The organism is Phytobacter sp. RSE-02 (assembly GCF_040578655.1).
Taxonomy (GTDB): Bacteria; Pseudomonadota; Gammaproteobacteria; order Enterobacterales; family Enterobacteriaceae; genus Phytobacter; species Phytobacter diazotrophicus.
The window spans coordinates 13,301-37,589 of sequence record NZ_JBEULY010000026.1 but is presented as its reverse complement, the minus strand read 5'-3'; the positions used below and the strand labels follow the sequence as shown (position 1 = coordinate 37,589).

21 protein-coding genes are annotated in these 24,289 nt (G+C 52.1%); 10 read left to right on the top strand and 11 right to left on the bottom strand.

The window, feature by feature from the left end; translation table 11 throughout:
• Positions 1–245: 245 nt before the first annotated feature.
• Positions 246–1,145: a LysR family transcriptional regulator gene (locus tag ABU190_RS26070; protein ID WP_039080073.1), complete on the bottom strand. Its 900-nt coding sequence runs from the start codon at positions 1,143–1,145 to the stop codon at positions 246–248.
• A gap of 117 nt (positions 1,146–1,262) precedes the next feature.
• Between ABU190_RS26070 and ABU190_RS26065 the strand changes: the two genes are divergently transcribed.
• The 5 genes from ABU190_RS26065 (at position 1,263) to ABU190_RS26045 (ending at position 4,929) form a co-directional block, all read left to right on the top strand.
• A complete protein-coding gene (locus ABU190_RS26065) occupies positions 1,263–2,012 on the top strand; it encodes a glucose 1-dehydrogenase (RefSeq protein WP_354692807.1) in 750 nt (249 codons plus the stop codon).
• 118 nt (positions 2,013–2,130) lie between these two features.
• The gene (gene vapB, locus ABU190_RS26060; RefSeq protein WP_354692806.1) at positions 2,131–2,361 is read left to right on the top strand and encodes a type II toxin-antitoxin system VapB family antitoxin; all 231 of its coding nucleotides are present in this window, start codon (positions 2,131–2,133) and stop codon (positions 2,359–2,361) included.
• A gap of 316 nt (positions 2,362–2,677) precedes the next feature.
• A complete protein-coding gene (locus tag ABU190_RS26055) occupies positions 2,678–3,376 on the top strand; it encodes an amino acid ABC transporter permease (protein ID WP_039080075.1) in 699 nt (232 codons plus the stop codon).
• A complete protein-coding gene (locus ABU190_RS26050) occupies positions 3,354–4,121 on the top strand; it encodes an amino acid ABC transporter ATP-binding protein (RefSeq protein ID WP_354692805.1) in 768 nt (255 codons plus the stop codon). The genes ABU190_RS26055 and ABU190_RS26050 overlap by 23 nt, the downstream gene beginning before the upstream one ends.
• Positions 4,122–4,155: 34 nt before the next feature.
• On the top strand, positions 4,156–4,929 hold the full coding sequence (locus ABU190_RS26045; protein WP_108700422.1) for an amino acid ABC transporter substrate-binding protein: 774 nt from the start codon (positions 4,156–4,158) through the stop codon (positions 4,927–4,929).
• A 102-nt stretch (positions 4,930–5,031) separates the two neighbouring features.
• Here ABU190_RS26045 and ABU190_RS26040 read toward each other — a convergent pair whose 3' ends face one another.
• The 3 genes from ABU190_RS26040 to ABU190_RS26030 are packed head-to-tail and all read right to left on the bottom strand — an operon-like array spanning position 5,032 to position 8,684.
• Positions 5,032–6,189 (bottom strand): MFS transporter, encoded by a 1,158-nt coding sequence (locus ABU190_RS26040; protein WP_354692804.1) that lies wholly within the window; start codon positions 6,187–6,189, stop codon positions 5,032–5,034.
• The gene (locus tag ABU190_RS26035) at positions 6,189–7,466 is read right to left on the bottom strand and encodes a hypothetical protein (protein WP_354692803.1); all 1,278 of its coding nucleotides are present in this window, start codon (positions 7,464–7,466) and stop codon (positions 6,189–6,191) included. Before ABU190_RS26035 ends, ABU190_RS26040 begins: the two co-directional genes overlap by 1 nt.
• Positions 7,467–7,496: 30 nt before the next feature.
• Positions 7,497–8,684 (bottom strand): ROK family transcriptional regulator, encoded by a 1,188-nt coding sequence (locus tag ABU190_RS26030; RefSeq protein ID WP_354692802.1) that lies wholly within the window; start codon positions 8,682–8,684, stop codon positions 7,497–7,499.
• A gap of 542 nt (positions 8,685–9,226) precedes the next feature.
• Here ABU190_RS26030 and ABU190_RS26025 point away from each other — a divergent pair.
• Complete coding sequence (locus ABU190_RS26025; protein ID WP_354692801.1) at positions 9,227–9,682, top strand: helix-turn-helix domain-containing protein; 456 nt, start codon at positions 9,227–9,229, stop codon at positions 9,680–9,682.
• Between the two features lie 200 nt (positions 9,683–9,882).
• A complete protein-coding gene (locus ABU190_RS26020; RefSeq protein WP_354692800.1) occupies positions 9,883–10,257 on the top strand; it encodes a hypothetical protein in 375 nt (124 codons plus the stop codon).
• A 103-nt stretch (positions 10,258–10,360) separates the two neighbouring features.
• Here ABU190_RS26020 and ABU190_RS26015 read toward each other — a convergent pair whose 3' ends face one another.
• The 6 genes from ABU190_RS26015 to ABU190_RS25990 form a co-directional block, all read right to left on the bottom strand.
• Positions 10,361–11,710 (bottom strand): GntP family permease, encoded by a 1,350-nt coding sequence (locus tag ABU190_RS26015; RefSeq protein WP_039080081.1) that lies wholly within the window; start codon positions 11,708–11,710, stop codon positions 10,361–10,363.
• 95 nt (positions 11,711–11,805) lie between these two features.
• Positions 11,806–13,773, bottom strand: coding sequence for a YjhG/YagF family D-xylonate dehydratase (locus ABU190_RS26010; RefSeq protein WP_354692799.1), 1,968 nt, complete (start codon positions 13,771–13,773; stop codon positions 11,806–11,808).
• Positions 13,774–13,783: 10 nt separating this feature from the next.
• Complete coding sequence (locus ABU190_RS26005; protein WP_354692798.1) at positions 13,784–14,689, bottom strand: dihydrodipicolinate synthase family protein; 906 nt, start codon at positions 14,687–14,689, stop codon at positions 13,784–13,786.
• Positions 14,690–14,693: 4 nt separating this feature from the next.
• Positions 14,694–15,482, bottom strand: coding sequence for an IclR family transcriptional regulator (locus ABU190_RS26000; RefSeq protein ID WP_071195098.1), 789 nt, complete (start codon positions 15,480–15,482; stop codon positions 14,694–14,696).
• A 198-nt stretch (positions 15,483–15,680) separates the two neighbouring features.
• Positions 15,681–16,691, bottom strand: coding sequence for a fimbrial protein (locus ABU190_RS25995; protein WP_354692797.1), 1,011 nt, complete (start codon positions 16,689–16,691; stop codon positions 15,681–15,683).
• A 19-nt stretch (positions 16,692–16,710) separates the two neighbouring features.
• The gene (locus tag ABU190_RS25990; protein ID WP_354692796.1) at positions 16,711–17,418 is read right to left on the bottom strand and encodes a molecular chaperone; all 708 of its coding nucleotides are present in this window, start codon (positions 17,416–17,418) and stop codon (positions 16,711–16,713) included.
• A 496-nt stretch (positions 17,419–17,914) separates the two neighbouring features.
• Here ABU190_RS25990 and ABU190_RS25985 point away from each other — a divergent pair, with 496 nt between their 5' ends.
• From ABU190_RS25985 to ABU190_RS25975, 3 genes are read left to right on the top strand one after another with little or no spacing between them, the layout of a single operon-like run.
• A complete protein-coding gene (locus ABU190_RS25985) occupies positions 17,915–18,826 on the top strand; it encodes a transcriptional regulator (protein ID WP_354692795.1) in 912 nt (303 codons plus the stop codon).
• A 15-nt stretch (positions 18,827–18,841) separates the two neighbouring features.
• Positions 18,842–20,431, top strand: coding sequence for a hypothetical protein (locus ABU190_RS25980; protein WP_354692794.1), 1,590 nt, complete (start codon positions 18,842–18,844; stop codon positions 20,429–20,431).
• A 9-nt stretch (positions 20,432–20,440) separates the two neighbouring features.
• Complete coding sequence (locus tag ABU190_RS25975) at positions 20,441–23,875, top strand: AAA family ATPase (RefSeq protein ID WP_354692793.1); 3,435 nt, start codon at positions 20,441–20,443, stop codon at positions 23,873–23,875.
• A gap of 182 nt (positions 23,876–24,057) precedes the next feature.
• Here the strand turns inward: ABU190_RS25975 and ABU190_RS25970 are convergent, their stop codons facing one another.
• Positions 24,058–24,267: a YdgH/BhsA/McbA-like domain containing protein gene (locus ABU190_RS25970; RefSeq protein ID WP_354692792.1), complete on the bottom strand. Its 210-nt coding sequence runs from the start codon at positions 24,265–24,267 to the stop codon at positions 24,058–24,060.
• Positions 24,268–24,289 lie beyond the last annotated feature (22 nt).

Below are 24,289 nucleotides of genomic sequence, written 5' to 3'. Positions count from 1 at the left end.
CGGCCCCGGTCAGCCGCCAACGCCTCCTCGATTTTCAGCCGGACCCTGTCATCGCTGTCACTGTTTTATTCTTATTAAGCGGCGTTGTCGCTGTAAAAGGTAAGATTACTGGGGATTCCTCAGCCCTGAGGGCTGAGGGCCAGAGTGAGGGGGAAAATGCGGCTCGGAAGGTGGGTTCCGTTCACCGTATCTACAGTCCGTAGCCCCGGCAAGCGCAGTGCCGCCGGGGATGCCCCGGATGAGCACTACAACCTCGTCAACGTCGCAAAATAGGCGGCGAGACTGTCAATCAGGGCCCTGACCGCAGGCGGCAACCCTTTGCGCGTAGTGAATACCAGGTGAACTATCCCCGGCACGCTACGCCACTGCGGGAATACCTGCACCAGCTCCCCCTTCTCTAATGCGCGATGGCAAAAGTGCTCCGGCAAAAACGCCACGCCGAGCCCCTGACTTGCCGCCGTACGCACCGCCGCAAAATCACTACAACTCATCATCGGCTCGTGACGAAACATCATGCTTTGTTTATCACGGTTTTCCAGCGGCCATTCCACTTCGGCGTCGCCATCGTTAGTGCTGAGCGTGGGCAGGGTATTCAGCGTGGCGATATCCTCCCCCGCACGCCGCGCCAGCGAAGGGCTGGCTACCAGAATGCGGTGCGAAGTACCCAGCGTGCGCATGATGAGTTCCGCATCGCTATTAAGCTGCGTGCGCACACGCAGGGCCACATCAATGCGCTCATTAATCAAATCCACGGGCCTGTCGAGAGCAAGGATTTGCAGCCGGACCTTCGGGTAGCGGTGCATATAGGCCATCAGCGTGTCGGAAACCACCTCCACCATCCCGGTCGGGCAGCTAAAACGCACCAGGCCATGCGGCTCGGCATGGGCATTGATAATCAACGCCTCTGCCTGCTCTGCCTCTTGCAACATGGCCCGGCAGCGCTGATAAAACGCCTCGCCCACTTCGGTGACGCGAAAACGGCGGCTGGTTCGCTCAATCAGCCGTACGCCGAGGCGAGATTCCAGCTCGGCAATCCGGCGGCTGAGTTTTGATTTTGGTTCGTGCAGTGCCCTGCCTGCGGCGGCAAAACCCCCGTGGCGCACCACCTCGGCAAAATAGCGATAGTCATTCAGATCGGTACGCATTGTCGCCTCATCGTTCCTTTAGTAGAACGATAGGTAGCATAATTGCTATCTTTTTGCACTATCGTTCCACTGGTATCTTCATCATCACTAACCCAACGGAATAAACCGGAGCTTAAAATGAACAGATACAGCAACAAAGTGGTGGTAGTGACTGGCGGTACCAGCGGCATCGGCCTGGCAACAGCAAAAGCCTTCGCTGCAGAAGGGGCGCATGTTTACATCACCGGGCGTCGCCAGCAAGCACTGGACAACGCGGTACAGGCCATCAGCGGCAGCGTGGTCGGCGTGCGTGGCGATATGGGACAACTGGCCGATATCGACCATCTCTATGATGTGATTCAGCAACAGCATGATCAGATTGATGTGCTGGTGGCGAATGCGGGCGGCGGCGACTTTGCGCCCCTTGGTGAAATTACCGAACAGCATTACGAGCAGACCTTTAACACCAACGTAAAAGGCGTGCTTTTCACCGTGCAAAAAGCGCTACCGCTGCTCAAAGATGGCGCCTCCATTGTGTTGACGGCCTCGACCACCAGCGTGAAAGGTACGCCGGCATTCAGTGTTTATTCGGCCACCAAAGCGGCGGTACGTAACTTCGCCCGTAGCTGGATTCTGGATCTTAAACCGCGCCGTATTCGCGTCAATGCCGTAAGCCCTGGCCTGACCGATACCGCCGGACTGAATGAGCTGTTTGGCGGTGGTGAGCAGGCGGAAGGCACCAAATCCTGGCTCTCCGAACAGGTACCGTCAGGCCGTATTGGCCAGCCTTCTGAGGTTGCCAGCGCCATCACGTTCCTCGCCTCGGATGATGCGAGCTACATCAACGGTATCGAACTGTTTGTTGATGGTGGCCTGGCGCAGATTTAATGTATAAGTGTTGCCCCGCATCAGGAAGGAAAGGTGTGGGGCAATGACGTATATCCCATTGATATATCCCGTTCATTATTTAAGCTTGTCGTCTAAGTTTTCACCAGCGGAGGATCGTATGGAAAAAACGACACTCTTTAAAAGTAATCGCAGCCAGGCCGTACGTTTACCTAAAGCGGTTGCTCTGCCTGATGATGTGAAACAGGTTGAGATTGTGGCATTAGGCAGGACACGGATAATTACTCCTGCTGGAGAAGCCTGGGATAGTTGGTTTGATGGCGAGAGCGTGAGTCCCGACTTTATGGGGTCGCGAGAGCAGCCTGGGGAGCAAAACAGGGAAGATTTTTAATGCTGAAATATATGCTGGTTACCAACAATACCCGCGAATTTGAGCGGGTCCCTGGAATTCGTTTGTCTGACTGGACGATTCAATGATATCTGAGGTGAGTCTTAGAAATTGACTCCCTCTGGATTGTTGATGCATAAATCCTTTATGCCTAAAACGCAAAAGCATTTCCATAAATAGCAATTGTTAAAAGTAACTATCCATTCCTGGTATATCTCGATACATCCGCAATAACCCCGTGGTAGACTCGCCTTATAAAATATATCGATGTCATCTAATTTATAACAACTGAAATAATCATTTTCAGGGAAGGTGAAGTGTGCCTGATTGGTTATCGTTAGCAATAGATTCATTTTGGCCAATGCTGTATGCCGGGCTGACATTTACTATTCCATTAACATTGATTACCTTCGTCCTTGGATTAATTCTGGGGTTCGTTGTGGCGTTAATTCGTTTATATGGACCTGCACCGCTGAAAAGCCTGGTGCGCTTTTATGTCTGGATTATTCGCGGCACCCCCTTACTGGTGCAACTGTTCCTTATTTTCTATGCATTACCGAATGCGGGTATCACGCTCGATGCGTTTCCATCGGCGGTGATTGGCTTTACGCTGAATATTGGCGCCTATACCTCGGAAGTGATCCGGGCGACGTTGCTCTCGGTGCCAAAAGGCCAGTGGGAAGCGGCACACTCCATCAGCATGAGCTGGAGCCAGTCGCTGCGGCACATCATTTTGCCACAGGCGGCGCGCGTGGCGGTTCCGCCATTATCAAACACCTTTATTTCGCTGGTAAAAGACACTTCGCTTGCATCGGTGATTACGGTTCCGGAGATGTTTCTCGCTGCGCAACGTATTGCCGCCGTCACCTATCAGCCGCTTATTCTTTATAGCGAAGCAGCGCTCCTCTATCTGTTGATCAGTTCCGTCTTATCGTATTTACAGTCGCACCTGGAAACCCGATTAGAAAGAAATACCGTGGTTAAGGAAAATAATAATGATAACGCTATCCGGAATTGAGAAAAGTTTTGGTTCGCAGAAAGTACTGCATGATATTTCTCTTACACTTCCGGAAGGCAGCGTCACGGCATTAATTGGTCCCTCCGGTAGCGGAAAAAGTACATTATTACGCTGTGTCAATTTGCTGGAAATTCCGCAGGCCGGAACGGTGAAAATTGGCAACGAAGATATTTCTTTTAACGGGCACGCCAAACCGAAGAAAAAAGATATCCGGCGCATTTGCCAGCAGACCGGCATGGTCTTCCAGAACTTTCAATTATTCCCACACTTAACCGCGCTGGAAAACATCATGCGCGGGCTGGTGGTGGTGCAGAAATGGCCCGTTGCCAAAGCCAAAGTGCGGGCGGAAGAGTTACTCACTAAAGTGGGCATGTTGCATAAACGCGACGCCTGGCCTGCCATGCTCTCTGGCGGCCAGCAGCAGCGCGTGGCGATTGCCCGAGCGCTGGCTCCGTCGCCGAAAGTTTTGCTCTGCGACGAACCGACGTCGGCGCTCGATCCTGAATTGTCGCTGGAAGTCGTTGCCGTCCTGCGCCAGCTCGCCCAGGAGGGGACAACCATGTTGATGGCGACACATGATTTACGGCTGGCGGCGAATATCGCCAACCAGGTTGTCTTCCTCGAGTCCGGGCACATTGTGGAGAGCGGCACCTCGAAAGCCATCTTCACCCAGGCGAAAAAGACGCGAACACAACTGTTTATTTCCACCCTGACCGACACCCTTCCCGATTCCTGGGAAATTTAAAACAACAACACGGCAACTCTTTAAGGAGCTAATGATGAAAGTATTAGTCACTGCATTGCTGGCAACCGCCATTCAACTGAGCGTTTCCCATGCTGCTTTCGCGGCAGACGATCTGGCCACTATCAAATCTGCCGGTGTGTTAAAAATCGGCACTGAAGGCACCTATCCGCCGTTCACCTACCATGATGCCTCCGGGAAACTGGTGGGGTTTGATGTGGAGATTGGTCGCGAAATCGCTAAACGTGTTGGCGTGAAGGCGGAATTTGTCGAAGGCAAATGGGATGGCCTGATTGCAGGGCTGGACGCTAAACGCTACGACGCGGTCATCAATCAGGTGTCGATTACTCCGGAGCGTAAGGCGAAATTTGATTTCTCCGAACCCTATATTTCCTCCAAAGCGGTGCTGATTGTTAATAGTAATAACACAGCGATCAAGAGCTTCGATGACCTCAAAGGCAAGAAATCCGCCCATACACTGACCAGTAACTATGCGCAACTGGCGCGTAAATACGGTGCGGAAGTGGTGGGGACCGATGGCTTTGACCAGTCAGTATCGTTAGTCGCCCAGGGGCGTGCGGATGCCACCATCAACGACAATCTGTCATTCCTCGACTTCAAGAAACACAAGCCGGATGCACCGGTGAAAATTGTGGCGTCGCAAAATGATGCAGAACAGGTGGGTGTCCTGATTCGTAAGAATGAAGGGGAGCTGCAACAGGCGATCAATAAAGCCCTGGACGGCATTAAAGCTGACGGGACCTACCAGAAGATTTCCAATACCTACTTCGGGACCGATGTCTCTAAATAACCGGTCAGCCGCAGCGGTCATTGCGCCGCTGTAGGTTTTAAAAAAGGGCAGCAGTTGCACGGGAGAGCCAGGGGCAAACTGCTGCCAAAAGTACAACGTTTACTACGCTTTTTCTTTTATTAGCATTGCAAGGACAAAGAACACGGCGACGAAAGCGATGATGAAGTTAAAGCCCGTCGAGATACCGTAACTGTCGGAGACCTGGCCTATGACCGACCCGGCCAGCGCGCCGCCGAAGCCAGAGGCGACATAAATCAGCCCCATCACCGAACCGCTTTTGCGGGTAAGGCGCGTGGCAATGGCTGCCGCCGTCGGGAACAGCACGGACATGGCGAAACCGAACAGCATGAACAGGTAGACGAACTCGACCACCAGCATGCGGCTGACGATGATGGAAACCAGCGACAGAATCGAGAACCAAATCAGCGTCCGGCGCTCGCCCAGTTTCAGGGTGATAAAACCGCCAATCACGCGGCCAATGGTAAACAGCCCGGCAAACGAGGAAATAACATAAGCGGCTTTCGCGGCCTTACCGGCGGCGTCCAGGTCTGCGATATCGAGTGCGGCGTAGAAAATCGGGAAGAAGTTCAGGAACGCCGCTTCGGCTGCCACATAGAACAGCAGGAAGGCGATCACGACCATGATGCGTTTCTGGGTCAGCAGCTCGATAAAGTCGCTCAGCTTCATGCTGGACTGGGCATTGCTCTCCAGCTTCAACGTGCTCAGAACCAGCACCAGCACGGCGACGATAACGGCGATGCCAACATAGAAGGCGCGCCAGGAGACACTGTTGGCGAACAACTGATGCAGGATCAGCGGGGTGACAATCATCCCGACGCCAAACATGGCGTTGGAAATATTGAACATCATCCCGGCTTTGTCTTTATAGAAGGTCGGAATGACGGTCACGATGGAGACCATCATCGAGCCAATGCCCAGACCAATCACCAGATAGAAACCAAAGAACAGCGCCACGGTATAGGCAAGACTGGTGCCCATCAGGCCGACAATCATCAGCAGCGAGCCGACCAGCATCATGATTTTCAGACCTTTTTTGTCGGTCAGGTAGCCGGTCAGCAGGCTGGAAATCAGAAAGCCAATCTGAAACAGGGTAATTAACGTCCCCACCTGGCCCATATTGAGATCAATGCTGTGCTGTACCTGTTCAAGAATCAGCCCTTTAGTGTTCTGAATCCCGCCCAGCAAAAACATGGTCATAAAGAGCAGGAAAAAAACTTTCCATTTTTGCGCATTCGTCATTATTCAGCTTCCTTGCGTAGTTCATGTTCTCCGATGGCGTCAAACAACGCCTGATCTGCCCATCCGTAGCAGTAATAGAGCAGGTCATCGCAGGCGCTGGCTTCTGCGGCGCGTACCGCTTCCAGCAACTGTTCTGGCGGCAGATTCCACATCTGTATGCCGCTGAAAATAAAAGTACCTTCCTGCGAGAGCTGGCGTACCCGGTCGTTTTGCTCTTTGACGAAACTGATCGGGAAGCCGGAGGTTTTAAAGTCCTCGTAGCTGAGCGCGTAAGGCAGGTTGAACAACTTTTTAAACGCCTCAAAAGCGGGTTCATGCGCGGCTTCATCGCAGGCAAAGAAATTGACCAGCCCTTGTACGTCCGCACCACCCCCGAGTTTGTGGTAAGGGAAGTGTTTCAGCGTGCCGGAAAGACGCGTCAGCGCGCGGTAATCCTGTCCGAGGATCCAACTGTAGGCCGGTGGCCACAGGTCGAGCCAGAAATGGATATCACCAATGTTCTCTTTCGCGTTTTTCAGGATACGTTCGACCAGCCCGGTAACGCTTTGCTGGCGAAACGCAACCCAACGGGCAATGATGGGGTTATCGCGAAACGCCTCGACGGGATAAGTGAAGTCCCCTTCGGCAAGGGCGGCAGCGATTTTATCCAGCTCGTCTGTGACCACCTCTGGCGCGAGGCCCTGCGCTTTCATGGCCTGCTGGCAGTGTGGGCAGAAACAGGTAAAAAGCCCGGCGGGATTGACCTCTTTTCCGGCCCAGTCAGGGAAGCGGATACGGTCAATCAGGAAGGTGTCATAACCGTAAAGGCTCTTGATGCGGCTGAACGTTTTTTGCCAGTAATCCGCCACATCCGGCGCATTGGGGCATAGCCAGTACTTGATGACCCGGCCACGGTAATCAACGACCTGGTTGTTGGCGATATCACCACTAAAATCCCCGTTCAGGATGTTTACCCAGGGAATCACTTTATAGCGAGTGCCTTCTGTCGCCTGTTGAACCCGGCGCAAAGGGTCGTCGCCCGCCAGCACGCCGGGGTCTATTTTCTGCTGCAGACGCGTATCGGGATTATCAATATTGACGTGCAACATGCCGTTGCCCATTACCGATTCGTGTACCGGGTTATGCGGTAATACGCCCACGGGATACGGATTACGTTCAAAAATGGTATTTAATTCGACAAATAAATGCTCGACGTTCTGCATGCTGCCTATGCGTTGCAGAATGTTCTCCATTCCTTCGTCCAGAATATCGTGCGGATGCAAATGGATTCCTGCCATTATGTTCTCCTTGTCGTCAGGTGACTGGCATTAATTAATTTGTGCGTCTGGCATAAATTGAATTGCGGGATAAATAGCGGAAAGCGCCAGAATGGCGATGCCATAAAGCGGTGCTTTTTCGCGTAATTCTGATAATTCCACGGTGACGTGGGTATTGGTGAAAAGCTGTCTGTCGAGAATAGCCTGCACACGGGGTAAGAAATATTCTGCTGCGTGGGTAACACCGCCGGTTAACACCACCTTTTGCAGGTTTGCCATCGCCACAAGATTAATAATCCCCATGGCTAAATAATCGGCCATCTCAACGAGCAGTGCGCAGGCCAGTGGGTCGCCCTTATGCATGTATGACATTATCTTTTCCAGCGAAAGCGTCTGGTTTGTCAGTTCTTTAAACCTGTCGCTAATGCCAGAGCCTGAGCAGTAGCTTTCAAAGCACCCTTTATTGCGCCAGTTTTTATAGAGCTGACCGCGATTAAAAATCATGTAACCAATTTCGCCCGCTGCGTTATTGGCGCCGCGAATGATTTTACCGTCCATCAGCAGCGCTGATCCTAAGCCAGTCCCGATGCCAATCAGCGCGGCGCTGTTGCTGTTGCGACATTTACCGCACCACATCTCGCCTACCAGCGCGGCACGAATGTCATTCTCCAGGATGACCGGCAGAGAAAGCCGCTTTGTTAGCTCATCCGCCAGGGGAAGACTGGACCAGTCAGGCAGATTGGGCGAGCCTTCCAGTACTACGCCATTACTGATATCGATAATGCCGGGCGTCGCAAGACCAATCACGCCGATACGGCGATGTTCAACGCCACTTTCCACGATAAAGCTGGCGATGCTGTTGGATAAAAGGTCAATAAAGGCATTACGATCGCCAGTCTGGTAAGTCGCTTCGCGTTTTTCATACAAAATCGTGGCATCGAGATTAAACAGCGAAAAGGTAATTTTCGTTCCGCCCAGATCGATGCCAATCCCCAGCCTGGCGTGCGGATCAAAATTAATCAGAATGCCTTTTCTTCCCTGCCCGGTTTGTTCACTGACGCCGCCTTCAAAAATGATTTTCTCCAGCAGTAAATCGTTAATAATTTCTGAAACGGTCGCTTTGGTCAGTCCACTGATTTTGGCGATTTGCGCGCGTGATAATGGACCCTGTTCGCGAATGATATTGAGCACCAGCGTCGCGTTCATCTGGCGTAAGGTATTGGGAACCACAGGCGTCATAATGAATACCCTTTAGTTTGCTTTCCATACTTAATCGTAAGTATTAACTGACTTCGATGTCCTTTTTTGCGTATTTATTGCCAGGAATACTGCTTGTGTAAAGCATTTTTGCTTATTTAGTTTGTATTCCATACTAATTTGGTGAGCGCTGTCACACGCTTATGGTTTTTCGTTTTTTGATATTCTTTTTGTGAATTTTTGGGGGTAATGGTTTTTGCTTTTTTAATATTTTTATGGGTGATTTGAATGTTTGTTTTATATATTTTATGAATGCTTTTAAGCTATTTAATTCACTTTTATCTCTTTTTCTTTTTCATTTTTTGATAAAAACAATGGACGTTTTTCGATGGAGAGCTTCGCGCGTTATGTTTTAAAAGTCCGTTTTTCCGCCCGCAATATCAAACAAGAAGTGGTGATTAGTCGTACCAGGGCGTGACGGCTCAAAACAGATACTCACTGGTTGATCATTCGTTTATTTCGTTTATTGTTGATTTCGATTATTTCGTTTAAACTTCTTCCCATTGCAGAAGGAGGGTAATCACATGACAAAATCGACCTCATTAAATCTTCCCGATACGCGTGAGAGTGAACTGGCACAGCGCGGACAGAAAGAGCTCGCAGCATGGCTGTCGACCCGGCTGGAAACACAACGTATCTCGATTATTGGGGATGATGAAAAGACCCACACAATTGAATTGCCCACCAGTGCGATGACGTTGCTAATGGATATTCTTGGCGAGCTGGCATCCGGTAATGCTGTGCAAATTGTACCCGTCCAGGCCGAGCTCACCACGCAGGAAGCAGCAAACATACTTAATGTCTCTCGTCCCCATATGGTCAAACTGCTTGAGGAAGGGCAATTGCCTTTTCACAAAACAGGTCGCCATCGCAGAGTTTTGTTTGCAGATTTAATGAAATATAAAAACAAACGGGAACATGAAAGCCTGGACGCCATGCAGGCGCTGGCCGATCAGGCACAGGACTTAGGAATGTACTAATGAAACACTCACCTTACCCGGTGATGCTGGATGCATGTGTTTTATACCCTGCGAGGCTAAGGGATTTGCTGATGCATTTAGGGATTGCTGGTCTGTATCAACCAAAGTGGAGTCTCCGTATCCATGAGGAGTGGTGCCGAAATCTATTGCAGAATCGGATGGATATCGCCCCCGCATCACTTAAGTGAACGGTTGAGTTAATGAACATTGCATTGCCCGATGCCAATGTCACCGGTTACGAGTCGTTAATTGCGGGCCTTGAATTGCCAGATGAAGATGACAGACATGTTCTGGCTGCTGCGATTCGCGCCAAAGCAGAAATCATTGTCACGCTTAATCACAAAGATTTTCCTCAGGCGGCGCTCAATACATTTGATATTGAAGCGCTCCATCCTGATGATTTCATCTCTGATCTATTCGATCTCAACCATGCTTTGGTGCTCGAAGCGGTGAGACGACAACGCCAGTCCCTCAGGCATCCGCCGCTCACCGTTGATGAATTTCTGGCGATGTTACTTAAACAGGGATTACCAATGACGGTAAAAGCACTGGAAGGTTATCGCTACGCCATTTAATGCCAGTGGCGCGATGGCAGCGCGATGTGCTCCCTCACCTGAGGGAGAGATGCCTACGCGGCACGAAGTCCACGGTGACGCCACTCCCCCATTACCGTACGACCTACATCACCATACTCGCCAGTAAGATAAACAGCAGGCCGCAGATGGAAAGCAGGGTTGACATCAGCGTCCAGGACAACAACGTCTCTTTGGTGGTCAGGCCGAAGAAATCCTTAATCATCCAGAAACTGGCATCATTCACATGTGAACAGATGCAGGACCCCGCCCCCGTTGCCAGCGTAATCAGCGCCAGATTGGTATGGGGATGCGCCGCCAGTAGCGGAATGACCAGCCCGGCCGTAGAGATCGCCGCCACCGTGGCTGAACCCAGGCAGATTCGCAGGAACGCCGCCACACCCCAGGCCATCAGAATCGGGTTGATATCCATCCCCGACACCAGCGTGGAAATGTACTGACCCACACCGGAGTCAATCAGCACCTGCTTAAACGCGCCGCCGCCGCCGATAATCAACAGCAGACCAGCAATCCCGGCAATCGCTTTGCTGCAAGAATCCATCAGTTCCGAAATGGTTTTCCCACGCCCCACACCCATGGTGTAAATCGCGAACAACAGCGAAATCAGCATGGCGATAGTGGAGTTCCCCAAAAACAGAAAGATGTTATAGAGCGTGCCAGGATCGCCTGCATCTTTCGGGCGGGCCATTTGCATAATGGTCACCAGCGCCATCAAAATCACTGGCAGCATGGCGGTTAAAAAGCTGATGCCAAAGCCCGGCATTTCGCTCTCGCTAAAACTTTTCGTCGCGCCGAGAGAGGCAATATTGCCCTCTTTTTTAAAGGCATCCGGAATTAAACGCTGGCACACTTTATTCAGCAGCGGACCGCAGAGAATAAAGGTCGGAATACCCACGATAATGCCGTAAATCAGCACCATCCCGACATCGGCGCCATATTCACGGGCGATCACGGTAGGGCCTGGGTGCGGCGGCAGAAAACCATGTGCAACCAGCAAACCGGAGAGCATAGGCACGCACATATACATCGGTGATATTTTCGCTTCCCGGGCGATAGCGAAGATAATCGGCACCAGCAGAATCAGGCCGACTTCGAAAAAGAGCGCAATCCCGACGATAAACGCCGAACAGACCACCGCCCAGTCGAGTTTCTTCGCACCGAAATATTTCAGCATGGTTAGCGCGATACGCTGTGCGCCACCCGCGTCAGACAACAGACGCCCAAGCATCACACCGAAACCAAATATCAACCCAATATGGCCCAGCGTACCGCCAAGGCCAGATTCGACCGAGGTGACAACTTTATTCAGGTTCATTCCACTGGCGATGGCGACCCCGATTGAGACGATAATTAACGAAACAAAGGTGTTTAATTTTATTCTTATAGTTAAAAGCAGGAGTACAGCAATACCTGCCACGACGATAAATAGTGGCATAACGTCCTCTCTTTCCAGGATACAGATGTGATCTACCAGACTGCCTGAATCAGGCAGTCGAATAATAAATAATTTAATAATGGGTATGTCTTAACTCAGGGCTTATTAATATAGCCCTGTAGCGCTTCACTAATTTTATTAACGTCATAAATACAGCCGCGCCATGTCCCGCCGCTCACGGCCTGCAGCATTGCCCAGAGGCGCGTATCATCCGGTAATTCCGGGTCAGGCATTAAATCCGGATGTGTATTGCGGGCATTTAATATTGCGGCCGCTTCCTCACGCGATGGCAAAATAGTATGGACATCGGTTCCTAAGAAATTCACCTCCCCATGTAGTTGTTGGCAGTCGATTTTAATTTCAATAATATCGCCGGTACGTAACTTACCAATCGGCCCACCCGCCAGGGCTTCTGGCCCGACGTGACCAATACAGGCACCGGTTGAGACGCCGGAGAAACGGGCATCGGTAATTAACGAGACATGTTTACCGTATGACAGGTGTTTCAGCGCGCTGGTGACCTGATAGGTCTCCTCCATTCCCGTACCGGAGGGGCCTGCGCCAATAATCACCAGAATATCGCCCGCTTTAATTTTGTCGTGTTTGATATCGTAAATGGCGGCTTTTTCCGAGAGGTACACTTTTGCCGCGCCTTTATGGTAATAGACGCCCTCTTCATTAATCACCGACGCATCAATAGCCGTGGATTTAATCACCGATCCTTCCGGCGCGATATTGCCCACCGGGAAAGTAATAGTAGACGTCAGCCCGCGTTTAGCGGCCTGTTGCGGCGACATAATCACCTCGTCTGCTGCAACCTGTTCTTGCTTAAATAACAGCTCTTTGAAAATCTGCCGACGTTCAGACTGCTCCCACCAGTCGAGGTTTTCCTTGAGCGTGTTACCGGTGACGGTCATGACATCTTCATGCAGTAAACCCAGGCTGCGCAGATGCAGCATCACTTCCGGCACGCCACCTGCCATAAAGGCATTCACTGTCGGGTGATAAACCGGGCCGTTCGGCAGCACGCTCACTAAGCGCGGCACCTGCTTGTTAATGCGGATCCAGTCTTCCACGGTTGGGATATGACAACCCGCCTGATGGGCAATCGCCGGGATGTGCAGCAGCAGGTTGGTGGAACCGCCAAAGGCCGCGTGAACCATCATGGCGTTTTCAAAGGCTTTGTCGGTGAGAATATCCTTTGTAGTGATGCCTTTCCGGGTCAGTTGCAGCGCTGCACGGGCGGAAGCGCGGGCGATTTCCTGCCACACCGGTTCGCCTGATGGCGCCAGAGCGGAGTGGGGGATTGCCAGCCCTAATCCTTCGGCCACCACCTGCGAGGTGCCCGCCGTGCCCAGGAACTGACAGCCGCCGCCGGATGATGCGCAGGCCTGGCATCCCGCCCGACGAGCGCCCTGCAATGACAATTCGCCATTGGCAAAACGCGCGCCAATGGTTTGCACTTTGCCGTTATCTTCGCCGTGCAACGCAGGCAGCGTCGCTCCGCCGGGGATCAGCACCGTGGCTTTGTCATGCTGAGAGGCGAGCGCCATCATGGTGGCGGGCAACCCTTTGTCGCAGGTCGCCACGCCAATCACCGCTTTGGCATCCGGCAGGGAGCGAATCAGGCGGCGCATCACCATTGAGGCGTCGTTGCGGTAGGGCAGCGAGTCGAACATCCCGGTCGTGCCCTGCGTGCGGCCATCGCACGGGTCGGAGACATAGACTGCGTAAGGCAGAGCGTTATTGTGTTTGATAACGTCTGCCGCCGCTTTCATCTGGATATCCAGCTCGTAGTGGCCCTGGTGAAGCGCCAGCGCGACGGGTTTCCCGTCTGGCCCGCGAAGCCCGCCCAGCGTGCTCAGTAGCAGAATGCCATTACGGTTAAGCTCGTCTGGCGACCAGCCCATCCCGGCATTCATCGTCATACCAAAAATATCGCCGCTGGGTCGGTTGATCAGCATATCCGGGGTCAGAGGCAGCTCGCCTTGCGGGCCAGCGGCATGCGTCCTGACGCGGTAAATCTCCCGGTTGTCGTTATCAAATATTTCGCGAACAGACATGGTGTTCCCCTTATTGTTTTAAAATTCCCTGCGAGGCCAGGATCGCCTTCACTTTCTCTTTTCCTTCCGTCGACGCTTCCAGAATCGGCGGCAGGCAATACGTGTTCACCGGGAGCCCCACGCACTGCATGGCATATTTGATGAGCGAGACAAACGGGGTTTCCAGCGCATAAATCGACGGCAACTGGAGCAATTTTTTATTGAGCGTGGCGGCCGTGGCGAGGTCGTTTTCCTGCCAGGCACGATAGATGCCGATGGATAACTCCGGCGCGAAGTTGGCGCTGGCGGTAATCGACCCATCACCGCCCAGCAGCAACGTGTTGAGTAAGTGGTCGTCATAGCCGCAGAAAACGGAGAAATCTGGACGAACTGCTTTGACGGTGTTAATCATTGTGCGCAGGTGGCCGACGCTGTCGATGGTGTCTTTAATGCCAACGATGTTGTCGTTTTGCAAAACCAGGCGTTTGACGGTCTCCGGCGTTAAGTCCTGGCCGGTCAGATCAGGGAAGTTATAGATGATCACCGGCAGCTTTACGCTTTGCGCGATGCGGTGGTAATAATCGTCCAGGTTGCGCGGGGCGACTTTCCAGTAATAGGGGTTGATGGCAACAATGCCATCCGCGCCACAGACCTCAGCATGTTGCGCCAGTTTTACCGCTTCGTCGGTGGAGGGAGAACCCACGCCAATCAGCACCGGAACGCGCTTATCCGCTGTGGCGACTGCCGCTTCGGCGAGCGCCATCCGTTGGCTGGTGTTCATCTGGCTGAATTCCCCGCCGGTCCCCAGATAAAACAGTCCGTCGACCCCTTTCTCAATCAGGAAATCTGCGACCGCTTTCATGGCGGTTTTATCGATATTTCCGTCGTTATCAAAGGTGCTGGAGACCGGCGGAATAATTCCCCTGAACTTTTTCATTACATCAGTTTCCTTTTCTTAGGTTTTCACTTTCACTCCGGTATCCCAGCCCATATGATATTTGCCCGGCGCACTGGCGGAGCAATTCGAGATAACCATCGATCTTATTTCCTGAATACACCACCGGATCGCCCGACAGTGAGATCGCATAATTAACCCGGTTATACATATTGAATACCGGCATACTCAGACATACAGCGCCATAGGTTGATTCTTCATTGTCTATGGCCCATCCGCGTAGACGCGTTTTTTGCAACTCTTCCCGAAATAACTTCTTATCTGTAAAGGTATTTTCGGTATGTTTGGTGAGCGCTAACGCATCCAGAAAATAATCCATCTCTTCACGGGGCTTCCAGGCAAGTAACGCTTTGCCGAGCGCCGTGATGTGTAATTCTAATTTCTTACCAATCCAGCTTTTTTTCGTGGGTACGGAACCGGGACTTTCCACTTTATCGAGGTAAATGGCGTAGCAGTCTTCAATGGCCCCTAAATGGCAGACCAGGCCGCTTTTTTGCGAGAGTTCCTGCATCGGGCGTTTGGTCACCTCAAAAATATTCTTGCGGTGTAATGCCTGACAGCCAAGTTCATAATTTTTAATGCCAAGTGAATATTGATTGCGATCGCTTTTCGTTAGAAATCCACAATCAACCATGACATTTAATAAATTCAGCAGGCTGCTCTTCGGATACTGAAATTCCCGTAGCAGCTCCATAAAACTCGCCGCGCCAACATAGGCAATGTAGGTCAGTATTTTCTCAGCCCGAATAAGTGAATTACACCCTTTACCGCCCATAACGGCTCCTCTATTGATTGAGTAAAAGTTTAACCATCCTGTATAAGGGAGAATACATGTGGTTCAACAGGCTGAACCGAGTTAGGGCGAGGAAACGTGATCTAAAGCGAGGTTTTGAATAATGGGGGAACAGTCCTGGTAAGAAGGGAGGGCGGTGTCCCCTCTCCCTGAGAGAGAGGGGTAATTTAACAGCGAAGCCTACTCGTAAGTCATTTCAAACTGCACGGCTGAATTAGCCGTGCCGCCTTTGATCTTCCCGGTACGGATAAAGCGAGCCTGCATCGGGATGGTGTAACTGCCTGCGCCGCTGTAGCCCGTGAATTTCGTTTTGGTATTAAAAGGGACATTGTTTCCATTTTCATACTGCAACTGAATTCCCACGCCGCTGGCCGTTGAGTCGTTTTTCAGGGTGAGATACTGGCCGGTACCGCTGCCCTGGAGCGTGACCCCGGATGCAGGTTTAAAGGTATAACTTACCGTGCTCATGCCCGCATCGCAGTTATTAATTTGAAATTTAAAGGGCACAGGTTTGCTGGTAGAGCCGACAGCAGGAAAGTCAGAGTAGGAATTTTTTTTCATATCAACGGAAATATCGGGTGTCTGGCAGGCCGCAATTTTTAGAGAGATGTTAGAACTGACTACATTTACCACGCCATAGCGAACCGCCCCTGCAGCGCTGACACTCGTATTAACCCAGCCTTCAACTAATGGCGAAGGTAATTGTATTTTCCCGGTCGGGTTCTCACCAGTTTTATAAAACTGAATTTTTATACCCGTGAGACGGTTAGGTAAAGTAAGGTATTCTGGTGGCCAGGAATACCAGTACTGAAGATTATTATTGACTACAATATCGTAGCCATAGGCCCAGGCTGTCGACGAGACGAAGTCATCCCAAACTTTAACACCGATCCCCGGCACGTTCGTATTATATACATCCGGGAAGTATGGTGAAGGCGTCATTGCTGTTCCATACTTTAACATAACTTGTACTGGTTGATTTGTACAAACGACGCCTGCATCTGGCCCGGTCGGAATACTTATTACGTCCCCAATGGGGCCCCATGGTTTATCTTGCGCGATAGAGAGTGTTGTAGGTGGAATGGTTGCCGTATAACTTGTTGGGTTGCTTACCGTGCAACCTGCCCAGCTAACTGGCACAAACAGTGATGCTAAAATAATAAGCGCTATAGAATAGATATATTTCTGCATAATATTATCCCGGTGATTTTTAATGGCTCAGTCTTGCTTCGTGTTTCGTTAAGCCGCCATAATCATCTATTGTGGTAAAAAAGATTTTCTCATTTACCTTTTCCTGAAATGAGAAGACGGTTGTTCCTTTTGCCTGGCACATTCCATGTTGATATTCATTATCTTTTTCTGATGCCGTTGAAAGGCTCATCTTGTGGAAAGAAACGTTAAATGGAGAAGGGTTTATACATTCCACTCCGCCGTGCACGACGCGCCAGCGTAGTGTAGAAACCGCCTCTTCTGGTGAACCTGACAGCCCTTTGGGTCGATAGAAAAGTTTCAGGCGCGAACGGATGGAAAACTGCACATAATCATTCGCTTTCTCTTTTTGCGCTAAGGTCTTTGGCTGTATTTCAAGGATATTAAGCCAGAAGACCGATTCGCGATCCTGCGGCACCTTACCGCCGGTGTACATGATACGCAAAGTCTGACGTTTCGTTGCGTCAATGCGAAAAATGGGTGGGGTGACAATAAAAGGCACGTTCGCATTATCGGCATTGGTATCAGGATCGCCGCTATCCACCCAGGCCTGAATCAGACGCGGGGTATTTGCATTATTCGTAATGTTAAGCGTTACTTCCTGCTTGTCCGCAGGATAGATAATCCGCGTGGTGTCGATGAGGATGCCTGCCTGTGCTGAAGGCAGGAACAGTACAAGTGTGAACAAGGTAGAAATAAATGTCTTCATACCCAACCTCCCTGAATGGGCCGTGAATTATTTGGTCCACCTTTTTACAGGGTGCAGGCGAGGCTAAATATAAATGTTTGGCGGGTGGTATTTATATGATCAATTAATGGATATCGATATACATATAGCAGTGATAAATTGAGTGCGATTTACGCATTCTGTTTAAAAGATGGACTAATAATAATCCTCTTTTTTTATTTAAAAAAATAAATGCCAATTTTTGGGAAAAAATTTAGTTTCTAAAGATGAACGGGATTCTCCGTAAACGAAAGCGTGTTACGGGTTTGCTTTATTAAACTATTCCTTGCAACGATAACGACAGTAAGCATTCGTGCGTGATCTTTGCATCGGGAAGAGAGAATTGAAGGTAATTTGACTTAAGGTTCTTTCGGTGTCGCAGAATATGAAAAATGTTTTTTTATTGCGCGCTCACTGACATAACGTGTCATCCGCTGCCATTACACTGCGGTTATTTTCTGCGAGTGAGGGATTCGAAGTGGGGAAAGCAACCGGAGCATATGAAAAGCTGGCGCACCGTCTGGCCGAAACAATCATCCTGTTTCACCAGCAAGAGCAGGTAACGCGACAACAGTTAGCCGAGACATTTAACGTTTCCGGGCGCACTGTCTTTCGCGACCTTAGCCGCCTGAGCGCGATTATTGAACACATCAGCGGTGACAGTTACTGCCTGGCCCCGCAATATCATCAGGCGTTGCGTACCCGCGATATTCGCCAGTTGCTCGATATGGCGGGCGTCTCGCCGCTTTTTGCCGGGCAGAACCCGGCCTTCTGGTCGGCGCTATTGCAGACGGAAGGTATCTCACAATTTTCGATTAAACACCCGGCGGCGGAACACGAGAGCGAAAATGCGCTGTCCCGTCATTTCAGCCTGCTCCGCCAGGCCATTAGCGAACGCCGCAAATGTACCTTTTTCTATAAAGAGAAGCCGCGCGTCGTTGAGCCGTACCGCCTGGTGAATGTGAAAAACGTCTGGTACCTGGCGGCTATGGAACAGGAAAACCTTAAAGGATTTTTGCTGAGCGGCCTGGAGTGGCTGGAACTGTGTGACGAGACCTTTGTGCGGGAAGCGCGCATTGAGCAGTGCATTGATGAAGAAGATGACGTCTGGTTCAGCCTCAACAAATTCCCGGTACGCCTTCATGTGAATGCTTCCGTGGCGGGCTATTTCCTGCGTCGTGATGTGCTGCCAGGCCAGGTTATCGACACGCAAAATAGCGACGGTAGCCTGGAAATTACCTGCAAAATTGCCGATGAACGCCAGCTATTACCCTGGGTGCGCTACTGGCTGCCCAACCTGACCATTCTCTCCCCCGCATCGTTACACGCGACTTTGCAGACGCAGTTGGCCGACGCGCTGACGGCTTTCGCATCGCCAGAAAAACATTAATAAGGAGTGTTACACATGGCTGAAAATGACGTAATTAGCGAACAACATCGCGCGACGCCAGCGCCGTTAGATCTCTTAGACGAGACACATCAGGAACAACTGGCGGAGGATATGGACGCAGCATGGCGCGATGCGGGTGGCGATCCGCAGGTGACGACGCAACTGCTACAGCAGTTTACGCAGCAGGCGAGCCATTCGTCGGATGCCGACCCGCTTATCTGGCTACAGGTGCAGTTTCGCCAGCATGCGGAACTGTGGGCGAATGACGACGCGCTCACCCGTGATGCCGGCGAAATCGTCGAAACCGTAAAACGCCAGCAAGAACTGAAAGCGTCCCTGAAAGCCGCGCGGCAGAAGGGAAAAAGCCGCGACAACTGGCTGGGCAAAGAGATGCAGCATTCGGCCCAGCGCCATGGCGTGATTAGCACCGGGGAGTACGCGCAATCAATTGATAATGCGCTGACGCATGCCAATAACCTGCTGCGCGACACTATCACCCGCAACGACGGGCAGATCAGTATGGCGCGCAATCTCGACGGGTTTATCGCCGAGGTGCACCACGTCAACACCTTTAATATCAACGCGAAGGCAGCAGGTTCCTCGGCGCGGGCTGAACTGGTGGTGAAACCGGGCAAGGCGTTCGGCAAAAACTCCGTGGATATTCAGATCAAAGATGGCAGTGGCAAAGTTGTGCGTCGCTACCAGGCGAAATATGGCGCGGATGCGGGCAGCACCGAAAAACTGTTCGAGCACGGCGATTATCGCGGCCAGGGTTCCCTGGTGCCGGAAGGCCACTCGGCGGATATGCAGCGTAAAGCGGTCGAAACCATTGATTATGACGGAGTGGAATCCACGCCGTTATCGAAAGAAGAGGCGGTCCGCCAGCGCGAGAAGGCGCATAAAGAGAAACAGATCAGCGAGATGGACTGGCATAACGCGGATGCCATCACCGTTGGCAAACAGATTGGCAAAACCGCGCTGGTGGCGGCTGGCCTCGGGGTCTGCTTCCAGGGTGGGCGCATTCTGGCTCGTCGCCTGTGGAACAGCCTTACCGGCAAGGAAAACGCATCGGCGGGAGAAGATGTGCAGGAGTTTGTCGAAGACTCACTCAAGACCGCTGGCAGCACCATGCTGACCGTTGCCACCTCAGGGGCGTTGCTGGTGGCCTCCCGCCGGGGCTTTTTGGGCAGCGTGATGAAAAACACGCCAGCCGGACGCATTGCGATGATCGGTTCGGTGGCGGTGGATAACCTCAAGAACCTCTACGACCTGGCGAAAGGCAATATCTCCAAAGAAGAGGCGCTGGATCGCGTCGCCAACACCACCGTTACTACCGTGGCAGGTATCGCAGCGGCGGAGGCAGGCGTCGGAATTGGCGCGGCTATCGGCACTGTTTTCGGCCCGGTGGGCACCTTTATGGGTGGCCTGGCGGGTGGCGTCATCGGCGGCATGCTGGGCAGCACGGTGGCAGACAAAGTCTACAAGGCCGGGAAATCGGTCGCCAAAGCCGCGGTTTCTGCGGTTGTCGATAGCGTGTCTGCGATTGGGCGGGGCGTCTCGAGCGTCGTCAGTTCCGTGGGCAGTTTCCTGAGCAGTTTTTGGTAAGGGGGAAGAATGGACAGTCTGTTAACGACCCGGCTGGTAACCTGGATCCGCGCCGGACACGCGGGTTTTTATCTGCACAGCGGTGAAGATGATCGCATTGATACGTTGTTAAGCGCGGTGGCCAAAGAGACCGCTTTTCGGCTGCGGGAATGGAACCTGGCCTGGGGCTGGGTGGATTTCGACGATCGTCATCCGCTGGTGGCTGCTGGTATTTCAGCCCCTCCACAGGCCGATCAGATGCTGGCCGGATTGCTGGATGATGATCTGGAAAATACCATCCTGGTGTTCCGCAATATCAGAACCGTGCTGGACTCCTCGCCGCTGGTGGCCGCGCGTCTGCAACAACTGTTGCTGCGTATCCGCCGTCACCACAGCGGTGAGTGCTGCGTGGTTTGCGTGGATGACCGCGTGGACATCCCCTCACTGATTGAACCGCTGATTACTCTGGTTGAATTGCCGCTTCCGCGCCGCGAGGCCATTCGCCAGCAGGCGGAACAGTTCGCCCACGAGCGTCGATTAACCGTGTCTGACGCGCTGCTTAACAGGATCAGCACCACGCTGACCGGCCTGACCGCCAGCCAGATTAGCCAGTCTCTGGCCGTTGCTCTGGAAAAGCATGGTGAGCTTGACGAGAAAGCGCTCGCCGCGCTGCTCCAGGAAAAAGAGCAGATCATCGGCAAAAGCGGCGTGCTGGAGATGGTCAAGGTGCGCGAGAACCTGACAGACATCGGCGGGCTGGAGAACCTGAAAAAATGGCTGGAGCGTAAAGCTGCTATTTTGCAGCGTCTGCCGGAGGCGGAAGAAGCCGGGTTGCAGGCACCGAAAGGGGTGCTGGTGGCGGGGATGCCGGGCTGCGGTAAATCCCTTACCGCCAAAGCGGTCGCCAATCTGTTCGGGCTGCCGCTGCTGCGTCTGGACATCGGCTCTCTGCTGGGTAAATACGTCGGGGAGAGTGAGCACAATATGCGCCGTGCGCTGGCGATGGCTGAGACCATCAGCCCCTGCGTACTGTGGGTGGATGAACTGGAAAAAGCGTTCGTCGGGATCGGGTCTTCTAATGCATCGGAAGTGACATCCCGGCTGTTGGGCTATTTCCTGACCTGGATGCAGGAGAAAACCAGCGCGGTATTTGTGGTGGCAACGGCCAATAACGTTACCGCACTGCCGCCGGAGCTGCTGCGTAAGGGGCGTTTCGACGATGTCTTTTACGTCGGCTTCCCGTATCTGGCTGAGCGTAAAGCGATTCTCAGTATCCACCTGAAAGCGGCCTGGCACACCTTCACGGCAGAACAGCAGCAGCAACTGGCGGTGCTGTGCCGTAATTTCGCCGGGGCGGATATTCAAAACGCGGTGAACGATGCCCGCGAGAGCGCCTTCCTGGCTGGCGTGAATATCGATTATTCCCGCCTGTGCCGGGCGCTGGAGCGCACGGTTCCGCTGCGTGAGACCCTGCGTGACCAGGTGGGCCAGTATGAAGCGCTGTTCGAGAAGATGAAGCTGAAAGCGGCGTCGCATATCGATGGGCTCAGCCTGGCGGAGATGATCCGACTGGCGGATGACACCAACCCGCACGAGCGTTTGCGGGTGGCGCAGGCAGAAGAGTGCAGCGAAGATCTGCTCGAAAAACTGGCGAAAGACAGTTATGCAGAAGTGCGCCACGCGGTATACAGCAACCCGTATTGCACCGCGCGTATTCTGTCGGCCTGTATTGCCCCGGCGGAAACCGGCGAGGTTCACGATAAAACGTCGCTGGCGCTGGCCTGCGTACACCATAACGCGCCAACTAACCTGCTGCTGTCGCTGATTCAGAAGAACAAGCTTAATGATGAGATTTTGCTGCAACTGGCGGAGAAAGCGCACTGCGTGGAGAGCGTGCTGGATGCGCTGTTATCGCGTAAAAACAGTGCGTTGCAGCAGGCGGTGTTACGTCACGCCAACTGCCCTGAAGCGCAGCGTGAAGAGCATCTCTACGAGCAAAATGATGCACTGAGAGCCGCCGTGGCGCTTAATCCGGCGCTCACTACCGCGCAGCAGGCGGTGTTGCTCAAGGACAATAAATCCGTGGTGCGTATCGCGCTGGCGAAAAACCCGGCACTGGCCGAAGAGGTAAAACAGCAACTGGCGCAGGACAATGACAGCGCGGTGGTGGATGCCCTGGAAGAGGCGCAGAAGCAACCCGACGCACCGGCGCAGGAGAGCGCTGGCGGCGGCAATGATGACAGCGCGCTGCTGGCACAGCTCGACAAAGGCGATGTTCACGCTTTACTGGCGCTGGCGGAGCGGCGCAATCTTTCCGCGCTGGTGCAGCGTCGGTTTGCTCAGAAAGTGACGAATGAAGCGGCGCTGGCGACTCTGGCGGTGAACCCGAAATTAACGGCAGAGACTCAGCAAATTCTTGCCAGCGAAGGCAACCCGGCGGTGCGCGATGCGCTGGCCATCAACCCCGCGCTGGTACCGACTGTGCAGGTTTATCTGTATCAGAATGGCCGGAAGACCACCCAGCAAAGCCTGATGCAGAACGCGTCGCTCTGCGAAGAGGTACAGTTGATGGCGGTCGGGCATAAAGACAGCGATGTGCTGGCGATTATGGCGCGGAACCCGGTCGTTGGGGAAAGCGTGTGCGATATGTTGGCTGAATCTGGTTTGAGTCTTATTGATAAAGCCCTGGCGACTAATCCAAATCTTTCAGTTAAAACTCAGGAAGTATTGTATTACCGAAGATATTTTGGTTCTTCGCTAGACCGTGAAGATCGGGTAAGATTAGAACTCTGCAAAAATGAAAATCTCTCGGAACGTCTCTTTAATGAGATGAGTTCATCGTCAGCTTATCATGATGAGCTATTGTGTAATCGAGCAATTAGTAAATACAACTACGACAAAATAATAGTCGGCCTTGGTTCTTCTTTTTGGGGAATATTTGGCGGGTTCGTCAGTTCGGAATATTATAATAACTCGGGTTTGCCAGAAAAACTGCAGTCACTTATTATCGAAAAAAATAAGGATAATCAGTATGTTCTGGCACAGATGGCTTCTAATCCTGGTTTGGTGCCTTCTCAACAGACCATTCTGAGCCAAAATGTTGACCTGGATGTATTGCTGAATCTCATCAAAAACCCTGCCAGTACCTCCCGCACGGTTGAAACGGCGACGCAGCAAATTAAGCATGACGCGTCTATTAAAGGTAAGTTGACTGAGAAGGTTAAAAGGGCAGCCGCAGCGTTCGAAAATAAAAAAGTCGAACTGGCAAAACAGCATGAGCTTACCCGCGACGGTTTTATCAAAAATATCACGACGGTAAACGATATTATTGAAAACGAACTGGTCACTTCACTGAAAGACGAACTGGTTTGGCTAAGCGATTTTGCAAAGAGCCTTGGAATATATATTCCTGATACTCATTCTTTATTTAGTACCTTCGACTCTTCTTTATATGAAAATTTGTAAGTCTGGTGACTGATGTAACCCGGATAAAGTGCTTGCGCCGCATCCGGGAACCCACCGCGTGATATTCACCAAACCGCAAACGCAAAAAAGGCCCCGAAGGGGCCTGAACGGTTGTCTGGTTGAGGGCGAAACCGGCCGCCTTGTGGCGACCTGTCCGGCAGTTCCCTCTGCGACCATTCGCCTTATTTGCTCAGTTCAGCGGTCATGTGAACAACGTTGTTCACGGTCGCTTCGGTAATTTTGTAAGAAGCCCCTTCCTGATGTGCCTGAGCGGCGATTTTGGCTTCTGCACCGTCGATGGTGGAGGCGCTTGCGGTTATGCTCTGAGCGAACGCACCGAAAGACATTACTGAAAGAGCGGCAACTGCAACGAAAGTTTTGATGGATTTCATGGTCGTATTCCTTAAGTTATTT

What these genes read in the sequence shown, in the direction of transcription:
- ABU190_RS26070 (WP_039080073.1), bottom strand. Translation starts at nt 1,145, where the DNA reads ATGCGTACCGATCTGAATGACTATCGCTATTTTGCCGAGGTGGTGCGC.
- ABU190_RS26065 (WP_354692807.1), top strand. Translation starts at nt 1,263, where the DNA reads ATGAACAGATACAGCAACAAAGTGGTGGTAGTGACTGGCGGTACCAGC.
- vapB (WP_354692806.1), top strand. Translation starts at nt 2,131, where the DNA reads ATGGAAAAAACGACACTCTTTAAAAGTAATCGCAGCCAGGCCGTACGT.
- ABU190_RS26050 (WP_354692805.1), top strand. Translation starts at nt 3,354, where the DNA reads ATGATAACGCTATCCGGAATTGAGAAAAGTTTTGGTTCGCAGAAAGTA.
- ABU190_RS26045 (WP_108700422.1), top strand. Translation starts at nt 4,156, where the DNA reads ATGAAAGTATTAGTCACTGCATTGCTGGCAACCGCCATTCAACTGAGC.
- ABU190_RS26040 (WP_354692804.1), bottom strand. Translation starts at nt 6,189, where the DNA reads ATGACGAATGCGCAAAAATGGAAAGTTTTTTTCCTGCTCTTTATGACC.
- ABU190_RS26035 (WP_354692803.1), bottom strand. Translation starts at nt 7,466, where the DNA reads ATGGCAGGAATCCATTTGCATCCGCACGATATTCTGGACGAAGGAATG.
- ABU190_RS26030 (WP_354692802.1), bottom strand. Translation starts at nt 8,684, where the DNA reads ATGACGCCTGTGGTTCCCAATACCTTACGCCAGATGAACGCGACGCTG.
- ABU190_RS26025 (WP_354692801.1), top strand. Translation starts at nt 9,227, where the DNA reads ATGACAAAATCGACCTCATTAAATCTTCCCGATACGCGTGAGAGTGAA.
- ABU190_RS26020 (WP_354692800.1), top strand. Translation starts at nt 9,883, where the DNA reads ATGAACATTGCATTGCCCGATGCCAATGTCACCGGTTACGAGTCGTTA.
- ABU190_RS26015 (WP_039080081.1), bottom strand. Translation starts at nt 11,710, where the DNA reads ATGCCACTATTTATCGTCGTGGCAGGTATTGCTGTACTCCTGCTTTTA.
- ABU190_RS26010 (WP_354692799.1), bottom strand. Translation starts at nt 13,773, where the DNA reads ATGTCTGTTCGCGAAATATTTGATAACGACAACCGGGAGATTTACCGC.
- ABU190_RS26005 (WP_354692798.1), bottom strand. Translation starts at nt 14,689, where the DNA reads ATGAAAAAGTTCAGGGGAATTATTCCGCCGGTCTCCAGCACCTTTGAT.
- ABU190_RS26000 (WP_071195098.1), bottom strand. Translation starts at nt 15,482, where the DNA reads ATGGGCGGTAAAGGGTGTAATTCACTTATTCGGGCTGAGAAAATACTG.
- ABU190_RS25995 (WP_354692797.1), bottom strand. Translation starts at nt 16,691, where the DNA reads ATGCAGAAATATATCTATTCTATAGCGCTTATTATTTTAGCATCACTG.
- ABU190_RS25990 (WP_354692796.1), bottom strand. Translation starts at nt 17,418, where the DNA reads ATGAAGACATTTATTTCTACCTTGTTCACACTTGTACTGTTCCTGCCT.
- ABU190_RS25980 (WP_354692794.1), top strand. Translation starts at nt 18,842, where the DNA reads ATGGCTGAAAATGACGTAATTAGCGAACAACATCGCGCGACGCCAGCG.
- ABU190_RS25975 (WP_354692793.1), top strand. Translation starts at nt 20,441, where the DNA reads ATGGACAGTCTGTTAACGACCCGGCTGGTAACCTGGATCCGCGCCGGA.
- ABU190_RS25970 (WP_354692792.1), bottom strand. Translation starts at nt 24,267, where the DNA reads ATGAAATCCATCAAAACTTTCGTTGCAGTTGCCGCTCTTTCAGTAATG.